At 66.5% G+C, this 8663-nt stretch carries 7 protein-coding genes; 4 read left to right on the plus strand and 3 right to left on the minus strand.

The genetic code is table 11. The features are described from left to right. Positions 1 to 8: 8 nt before the first annotated feature. The gene (gene hrpB, locus RT567_RS02220) at positions 9 to 2444 is read left to right on the plus strand and encodes an ATP-dependent helicase HrpB (RefSeq protein ID WP_313574029.1); all 2436 of its coding nucleotides are present in this window, start codon (positions 9 to 11) and stop codon (positions 2442 to 2444) included. A gap of 64 nt (positions 2445 to 2508) precedes the next feature. Beyond that, positions 2509 to 3798, plus strand: a complete 1290-nt coding sequence (locus tag RT567_RS02225; protein WP_313574031.1) for an MFS transporter — start codon at positions 2509 to 2511, stop codon at positions 3796 to 3798. Here RT567_RS02225 and RT567_RS02230 read toward each other — a convergent pair. From RT567_RS02230 to RT567_RS02240, 3 genes are read right to left on the minus strand one after another with little or no spacing between them, the layout of a single operon-like run. After that, entirely contained in the window at positions 3795 to 4607 is an 813-nt protein-coding gene (locus RT567_RS02230; protein WP_313574032.1) for an RNA methyltransferase, read from the minus strand. The genes RT567_RS02225 and RT567_RS02230 overlap by 4 nt on opposite strands. Then, the gene (locus tag RT567_RS02235; RefSeq protein ID WP_313574034.1) at positions 4607 to 5503 is read right to left on the minus strand and encodes a class I SAM-dependent methyltransferase; all 897 of its coding nucleotides are present in this window, start codon (positions 5501 to 5503) and stop codon (positions 4607 to 4609) included. The genes RT567_RS02230 and RT567_RS02235 overlap by 1 nt, the downstream gene beginning before the upstream one ends. Positions 5504 to 5519: 16 nt before the next feature. Next, positions 5520 to 6941, minus strand: coding sequence for a glycosyltransferase family 2 protein (locus RT567_RS02240; RefSeq protein ID WP_313574036.1), 1422 nt, complete (start codon positions 6939 to 6941; stop codon positions 5520 to 5522). A gap of 124 nt (positions 6942 to 7065) precedes the next feature. Here RT567_RS02240 and RT567_RS02245 point away from each other — a divergent pair, with 124 nt between their 5' ends. Next, positions 7066 to 7698, plus strand: a complete 633-nt coding sequence (locus RT567_RS02245; RefSeq protein WP_313574038.1) for a TetR/AcrR family transcriptional regulator — start codon at positions 7066 to 7068, stop codon at positions 7696 to 7698. Further along, positions 7695 to 8489 (plus strand): ABC transporter substrate-binding protein, encoded by a 795-nt coding sequence (locus RT567_RS02250; RefSeq protein ID WP_313574039.1) that lies wholly within the window; start codon positions 7695 to 7697, stop codon positions 8487 to 8489. Before RT567_RS02245 ends, RT567_RS02250 begins: the two co-directional genes overlap by 4 nt. Positions 8490 to 8663 lie beyond the last annotated feature (174 nt).

Below are 8663 nucleotides of genomic sequence, written 5' to 3' on the forward strand. Positions count from 1 at the left end.
CCCGTTCCATGTTGTCGATTCACGCCGTTCTGGAGCCGCTGAAGGCCGCCTTGGTCCAGACCTCTGCGGTCGTGCTGGCCGCGCCGCCGGGCGCGGGCAAGACCACGGTCGTGCCTCTGGCCCTACTGGATCAGCCGTGGCTGGGCGACGGCAAGGTGCTGGTGCTTGAGCCGCGGCGACTGGCCGCGCGCGCCGCAGCCGACCGCATGGCCGCCACTCTCGGCCAGAAGGCGGGCGGAACTGTTGGCTATCGCACCCGTCTTCAAAGCCGGATCGGCCCGGATACCCGAATCGAGGTCGTCACCGAGGGCGTCTTCACGCGCATGATTCTGGACGACCCGGCGCTGGAAGGCGTCGGCGCCGTTCTGTTCGACGAATTCCACGAGCGCAGCCTCGACGCCGACCTGGGCCTGGCTCTGGCGCGTGAGAGCCAGTCGGTGCTGCGCGACGATCTGCGCCTGCTGGTCATGTCGGCCACGCTCGATATCGCAGGGGTGTCGCGCCTGCTGGAAGACGCGCCCGTCATTGAAGCCGAAGGACGGATGTTCCCGGTCGAGACGCACTACCTGGGCCGCAACCCGGTCGAGCGGTTCGAGGACGCGATGGTCAAGGCGGTGATGCAGGCCCTGCATGATGAAACCGGCTCGGTTCTGGCCTTCCTGCCGGGGCAGGGCGAGATACATCGCACCGTCCAGCGCTTGAACGAGCGGCTGCGTGATCCGAGTGTCGATGTCGTCGCTCTGTACGGCGCGCTGGACAAGGGCGAGCAGGACCGCGCCATCGAACCCTCCGCGCCGGGCCGCCGCAAGGTGGTGTTGGCGACCTCCGTGGCTGAAACCAGCCTGACCATCGAAGGCGTGCGGGTGGTCATCGACGGAGGCTTGTCGCGCGTGCCGCGTTTCGAGCCGTCCAGCGGCCTAACGCGGCTGGCGACGGTCAAGGTCAGCAAGTCCTCGGCCGAGCAGCGGCGCGGCCGCGCCGGCCGGGTCGAACCTGGCGTCTGCTATCGCCTGTGGGACGAGGAACAGACGCGCGGTCTGGTCGCCCATCAACGGCCGGAAATCCAAGAAGCGGACCTGACCGCCTTCGCCCTTGATCTGGCGCGCTGGGGAACGAAGTCGGTCGAGGGGCTGGCCCTGCTGGATCCGCCGCCCGGCGGGGCGATGGCCGAGGCGCGCAAGGTGCTGACCCGGCTGGGGGCGTTGGACGGCAAGGGCGATCTGACGCCCCACGGTCGGCGGTTGACCCGCATTCCGCTGGCGCCGCGTCTGGCGCACATGGTCGCCGTGGCCTCGGATCAGGGTGGCGCTCTTGAAGGCGCGAAGATCGCGGCGGTGCTGAGCGAGCCCGGCCTGGGCGGCAACAGCGTTGATCTGCAAGACCGCCTGAAAGGGTTGGAGCGGGATCGATCCCCGCGCGCCCGCGATGCGATGAAGCTGGTCGAACGCTGGGCGCGAGCAGCGGGCGGCGGGCGAGATGGAGAACCGGACGCAGGGCTGCTGTTGGCCGAGGCCTTCCCCGAACGCATCGCGCGCGCCAAGGGCAAGCCGGGCGAGGTGCTGCTGGCTTCGGGGCGCGGCGCCTTCATCGAGCCGACAGACCATCTGGCGCGCGAGCCCTGGCTGGCTGTGGCTGAACTGGGGGGAGGCGACGCGCGTGATCGCATCCGCCTGGCGGCGGCGTTGGACGCGACAACGCTGGAAAGCGACCTTGCGCGTCTGATCGAGGTCGAGGATCGGCTGACGCGCGAACCTTCGGGCAAGCCGGTGATCCGCCGAGTTCGCCGCATCGGCGCTGTTGTGCTGGATGAAAAGGTCGTCGGCGCGCCCGATCGTGCGACCATGACGGCGGCCCTGAAGTCAGAGGTCGAAGCGGGCGGTCTGGGCGCGCTGAAATGGGGCGAGCAGGCGGGGGCGCTGCGGGCGCGGCTGGCTTTCCTTCGCGGACTGGATGACGTCTGGCCCGACGTTTCGGACCAAGGGCTGTTGAACGCGCGTGAGGATTGGCTCTGGCCCCTGTTAGACGGGGCGCGGTCGCTGGCCGACATCGGTGACGGCAGGCTGGCGGAGGCCCTGCGTGGGCTGATCCCGTGGGATTTGCAACGCAGGCTGGATGATCTGGCGCCGACACGCCTGACCACGCCGCTGGGCAGTGCGGGCATCGACTATGAGGCCGAGGGCGGCCCGCGTGTCGAAATTCGGGTGCAGGAATTGTTTGGCGTGAAGTCTCATCCGACCGTCGGCGGCGGTCGCACGCCCCTGACGCTGTCCCTGTTGTCGCCCGCCCGGAGGCCGGTGCAGGTGACGAAGGATCTGCCGGGATTCTGGAGCGGATCATGGGCGGCGGTTCGCAGCGAGATGCGCGGCCGCTATCCACGCCATCCCTGGCCGGAAGACCCGGCCAATGCGGCGCCGACCAACCGGGTCAAGCCACGCGGAACCTGATCGTCCGCTTGACGCCTGATGGCGGCGCGCCGCAATGATCGTGCGTCAACCGTAAGGATTTCGCGTGACCGACGCCGCTGTTTCACCGCCCTTCGCCTCCAAGCGGCGCGTTCTGTTCGCCAGCCTGATCGGCACGACGATCGAGTTCTACGACTTCTACATCTACGCCACGGCGGCGGTGCTGGTCTTTCCGGACCTGTTCTTCCCCGGCGGCGACCGGATGACGGCCATGCTGGCCTCTTTCGCCACCTTCTCCATCGCCTTCTTCGCTCGGCCGATCGGCGCGGTCGTCTTCGGCCACTTCGGCGACCGGGTAGGGCGCAAGGCGACGCTGGTGGCGGCCCTGATGACCATGGGCCTGTCGACCATCGCCATCGGCCTATTGCCGACCTGGCATTCGGTCGGCGTCATCGCCCCCCTGTTGCTGGCCCTGTGCCGGTTCGGTCAGGGCTTGGGTCTGGGCGGCGAATGGGGCGGGGCGGTCCTGCTGGCGACCGAGAACGCTCCGCCGGGCAAGAAGGCCTGGTTCGGCATGTTCCCCCAGCTGGGCGCGCCGATCGGTTTCATACTGTCGACACTGAGCTTCATCGTCCTGGGGCAGGTGATGAGCGAGAGCCAGTTTATGGCCTGGGGCTGGCGCATTCCCTTCATCGCCAGTTCGCTGTTGGTCATCGTCGGCCTGTGGATGCGGCTGAAGATCACCGAGACGCCCGAGTTCAAACGCGCCATCGACCGCGCCGAGCGGGTTCAGGCGCCCGCGCTGACGCTTGTGAAGCATCACAAGTTCGCCTTGCTGACCGGGACGCTGGCCGGGCTGGCGACCTTTGTCCTGTTCTATCTGATGACAGTCTTCGCCCTGGGCTGGGGCACGACCAGCATGGGCTATACGCGCGACCAGTTCCTGCCGATCCAGTTGCTGGGCGTCTGCTTCTTCGGCCTGTTCATTCCGCTGGCGGCTTTGGCGGCGGATCGTTGGGGGCAGGGCAGGACGCTGCTCGTGACAACCGTCGCCATCGCCCTGTTCGGCCTGGTCCTCGCGCCCCTGTTCGGTAGCGGCGGGATGGTCGGCGTGATCGCCTTCTTCATCATCGGTTTCAGCCTGATGGGCTGCACCTACGGGCCGCTGGGCGCGGCGCTGGCGCGGCCCTTCCCGACGACGGTGCGCTACACCGGCGCGTCGATGACCTTCAATCTGGCCGGCATTCTGGGGGCCTCGTTGGCGCCCTACGCCGCGACGTGGTTGGCGGGTCATTACGGCCTGCAGGCGGTCGGAAACTATCTGACGGTCGCGGCCCTGCTGACGGTCCTGGCCCTGATCGGCATGGGCCGCATCAAGACCGAGGGCGAGGCCTAGAGACTGGAGCCGTAGGCCGCGTCAGTCACGGCATAGACCATGACCCCCGTCGCGACAGCCAGATTCAGGCTGTCGGCGCGGCCGCGCATCGGGATCTTGACGTTCAGGTCGCAGGCGGCGGCCAGTTCATCGGTCAGACCCGCCTGTTCGTTGCCCATCATGATGATGGCAGGGTGGCGCACAGGGCTGTCGCGATAGCCGTGCGTGGCGTCCAGGCGGGTGCCGATGACGCTGCCCGGCCATTTGGCGCGCCAGGCCAGGAACTCTTCGCGCGACGCCTTGCTGATGGTCACGGCGAAGACTGAGCCCATGGTGGCGCGCACCGCCTCGACCGAGAAGGGATCGACGCAATCGCCGATCAGGATGACGCCGCCGCAACCAGCCGAGTCCGCCGTGCGGATGATGGTGCCCAGGTTACCCGGATCGCGCACCTGCTCCAGCGCCACCCAGCAGGGTTTGACGTCGGGCTGGATGGCGTCCAGCGGGGTATAGACCTGCTCGAACACGCCCAGCACCGTCTGCGGATTGTCGCGGCGGCTGATCTTTTCGAGGATGGCGTGGGTGACGACGATGATCTGGCCGCCGCTTTTCAGCGTCTCGGCCTTGGCGCGGTCCAGCAAGGGGTGCGGCCGGGCGTCCTGACCGACCAGCAGCATGACGGGCGCGCGACCCTGATCCAGCGCCTCGCCGATGAACTTCAGTCCCTCAGCCAGGAAGCGGCCGGTGGCTTCGCGTTCCTTGCGCATGTGCAGGGCGCGGACGGCCTTGATGGTGTCGTTGGTCAGGGAGGTGATGAGGCGTTCGGTCATCAGGCGCTCCACCTTGCGAAGAAGGACAGGCCGATGGCGCGGGCGTCCTTACCGTCTTCGGACAACGCCAGTTCGCCCCAGTCGATGCGGCCGCCACGAGCATGGGTCGCCTCGGCCATCATGTGCGCCAGCGACAGACCGGAAATCCGCGCCGCATAGGCGTTCAGCAGCAGGAAGGAGGCGTTGTCGGACAACAGGGCGGCGCAGTCCTTCAGCAGTTCAGGCATGTCCTCGAACAGGCGCCAGACCTCGCCATTAGCGCCGCGCCCATATTTCGGCGGGTCCAGAATGATGCCGTCGTATTTACTGCCGCGCCGGACCTCTCGCGCCACGAATTTGCGGGCGTCCTCGACGATCCAGCGGATCGGGCGGTCGGCCAGACCTGACAGTTCGGCGTTTTCGCGAGCGTAGGCGACGGACTTCTTGGAGGCGTCGACGTGGGTGACGTGCGCGCCCGCCGCCGAGCAGGCCAGACTGGCTACGCCGGTATAACCGAACAGGTTCAGGATTTTCGGCTGCTTCAGGGTGCGGACGCGGGCGTCCAGCCATTCCCAGTTGGCCGCTTGCTCAGGGAAGAAGGCCAGGTGCCGAAAGGGGGTGAAGCGCCCCATGAACTGCACGTCGCGCCATTTCAGCGGAAAGGCGTCGATCGGGCCATGGGCGTCAAAGCGCCAACGGCCGGAATCCTCTTCCTCCTGCTGCGGGTCGAACATGGCGTTGGCGTTTTCAAAGGCGGTCTCGTCATGCGCCTTCCAGAAGCACTGAGGCTCGGGCCGCACCACGGTATAGCGGCCGTAGCGCTCCAGCTTGCGGCCGTCGCCGCTGTCCAGAAGGGCGTAGTCCGACCACCCGCGCGTGACGAGGGTTTCGGGCGAGGATGAGAGAACCGGAGCCATGCGCGCTGATAGGCGCTCAGGCGGCCGCTCGTCCAGCGTCAGCACCGTCGATCAGGGCGATATCGGGTTCGGGTTCAACCTGATGCGGGGTCTTGTCCCAGTAATGCGGTTCAAAGATCAGGCGGATGGCGGCGTGGGCGAACGCCAGGCTGAGCAGGCACCAATAGGCGAGGGAGGCCAGCATGTCGGCCAGACCATAGGAGCCGCCCGCCTGTCGCGCGCCTCGGTGCTTCAGCAGCCAGGCGGCGATGACGCCCGAAACCAGGACAATACTGCCTTGCGGTGAAAAATGAGGCAGGCGGCCGGCGACGATAGAGGTCAGGGCTACGCTAAACACCCAGGCGGCGCAGATGGCGTGAATGGCGGCGGACGCCACCCCTGCGCCGACCGTGGCGGCCAATGCCGCCCAGCCTCGCCAACCCATCCCTTCTGTGTAGCGCGTATGGACAGCCAGTGTTTGCAGATAGCCCTTCAGCCAGCGTGTGCGTTGTGGCAACCACAGCGACAAGGGGCCAGGCGGCGGCTCATAGGTCGGCCTCGAGATGACGCCGAGCCGATAACCGGCGCGCCAGATGCGGAAGCCCAGATCGGCGTCCTCAGTGACATTCCAGGCATCCCAACCTCCTAGCGCTCTCAGGACCGGCACACGGAAATGATTGCTGGTTCCGCCGAGAGGAAAGGGCAGGCCCATACGGCTCATGGCCGGCAGGGTGACTTCGAACAGGGCGGCGTATTCGGCCGCGAACTGTCGGTCGAGAAAGGGGCTGGCGCTGGCCTTGTTCCTGCAACGAATGCGTAGCGGCGCCTGAAGGCAGGCCAGGTTTTCGCCTGCGTGGATGAAGCGCGTCGCGGCCTCGCGCAGCTGCAGCGGGTCGGGGTCGTCTTCGGCGTCATAGATGGTGATCAGGTCGCCGCTGCAGCGCGCCAATGCGTAATTCAGAGCGCGCGGCTTGGTCTTCGGCGCGCCGGGCGGTGCGATCAATACCTGAAGCCAGTCGGGCCTGGGCAGGTCCAACGCAGCCCTGATGGTCGCCGCGTCGTCTGTCTCAAGCACCAGAAATCCTTCGAGGCGATCTCTCGGATAGTCGATGTCGGACAGCCGTTCGATCAGTTGCGGCAGGACGGCTGCCTCCTGATACAAGGCCGACACAATGGTGTAGCGAGGCCATGGAGACGACGGATCCGCGCCTATCGGCGTTGTGTCGAGCACGTGCTGTCCTCGGCTGTTCCAGAGCAGGAACAGCCTCCAGGCGGCCAAGCTCATGAAGCCGATCTGCAGGCTCAGAAGGACGACCGAGCCTGATAAGGGGGCGATGGTGGCTGCGGCCAAAACGCCGGTGAGTATGAGGGTGAGGCCAAAGGCCTGACGGGTTGTCAGCGTGATGCGCGCAGACTTCAGAGCATCGCTGTCCGCACGGGCGAATGTTCCCCTTTGCATCGTCGCCCTCCCGCCTGAAGACCGACGTTATACTGACGCCTCTGTAAAGCAATATATTTGGCCGGAGCCGGCTTTTGCGGTTATCACTGGTCACACACGGGAGTTCAGCTTGGGGAGCATTCGAGTGTCGCTCGCATCTGCCGCATCGTCGCGTTCGACACGGAAACCCAAGGGCGAAGGGCACGAGCGCCGTGCAGAAATCCTGGCGGCGGCTGAAGGAATCTTCGTCGAGCGGGGCTATGAGGGCGCTACCATTCGCAAGATTGCAGACGAGGTGGGTCTGTCGTCGACCGCCCTCTATATGCACTTTGCGGACAAGGGCGAGATTCTCAACGAGATCTGCCGCAACGCCTTCGATACCCTGGCCGAGCAACACCGACGGACCCTGGCGGAGGATGCCCCCCCCTTGGCGCGGCTGCGCCGGATCATCGAGAACTATATGGCGTTCGGTTTCGCCAATCCGAACGCCTATCGGCTGGCCTATCTGACTCCACAGGTCCAGACGCGGCACGGCGCCGAGACCGTGGCTCAGCAGAGCGGGGCCGACCTGTTTCGCGCCTTTGTCAGCGTGGTCGAGGAGGCGGTTGATCAGGGCGCGCTGCGAGGTGATCCTCGCACGCTGGCGCAGGTCATCTGGGCCAGCGCCCATGGGTTGGTCTCTATCATGACGACCAAGCCTTATTTCGATTGGGCGGATCGTGAGACCTTGGTCCGCACTCAGATGGACGCCTTGTTCGCAGGATTGACCGCCTCGTGAGGACCGCGATCACGGCCGTCGTTTCGGCGATGGCGTGTTGGAGCGGCGTTGCGGCGGCCGAGCCTTTGCGGGTCATGGCGCTGGATCAATGCGCCGATCAATTCGTCCTCGCCCTGGCGCCCGATGCGGAGCTGGGCCTGTCGCCGAGAGCGGATGATCCTGATTCCTGGCTGCGGGCTGACGTCCAGGGTCATCGGCGGGTGCGACCAACGTTGGAGGCCGCTATCGGCTTTCGACCAGACGTCGCGGTGCGTTATTGGGGCGGCGACGCTCGCCTTCTGGCGGCTTTGGAGCGCGACGGCGTCCGCACGGTTACGATATCCGACGCCACGGATATGGATGGGGTTCGCGCCAACATTCATAGCGTAGCCCAGGCTTTGGGCCGTCCCGAGCGAGGCAAGCTCCTGGTGCAGCGCATGGAAGCGCAGTTGGCGAAGGCTGAAGGTGCAGGTCGAGGGCGCAAGACCGTCTATGTCACGGCCAGCGGCTTCACCTCCGGACCCGGCTCCTTGATGGACGCTGTCCTGCGCGCGGCCGGGTTTCGCAATGGGGTCGAACGGCCGGGCTATCAGCCTCTGGGACTTGAGCGCGTGCTGCTGACGCCGCCGGCTCTTTTCGTGAAGGGTTTCTTCGATCTGGCGCGTTCGGATTGGCGCGGGGCGGGACGGCATCCGGTGATGCAACGCGCGATGCGCGGGCGTACTGCGGCTGAACTGCCTGGTGCGACGCTGACGTGCCCGGCCTGGTTTGCGGCGGACGCGGCGGCGCAGTTGGCCGAGCAGGCGTCATGAGCCGGACTGCGACGCTGAACATCGGCCTGGCGGCCGCGATCGTGTTGGCGATCGCATTGGCGGTGATGCTGGGCGAGACCCGTTTCGACGCCGCCGACTATGCGATGGCCCTGGGCAATCCGGGCTCCGGACCTGGCGAGGTGCTGTGGCTGGTGCGCGCGCCCCGTGCGGTTT

The sequence above is a fragment of the Brevundimonas sp. genome (genome assembly GCF_032107865.1).
Taxonomy (GTDB): Bacteria; Pseudomonadota; Alphaproteobacteria; order Caulobacterales; family Caulobacteraceae; genus Brevundimonas.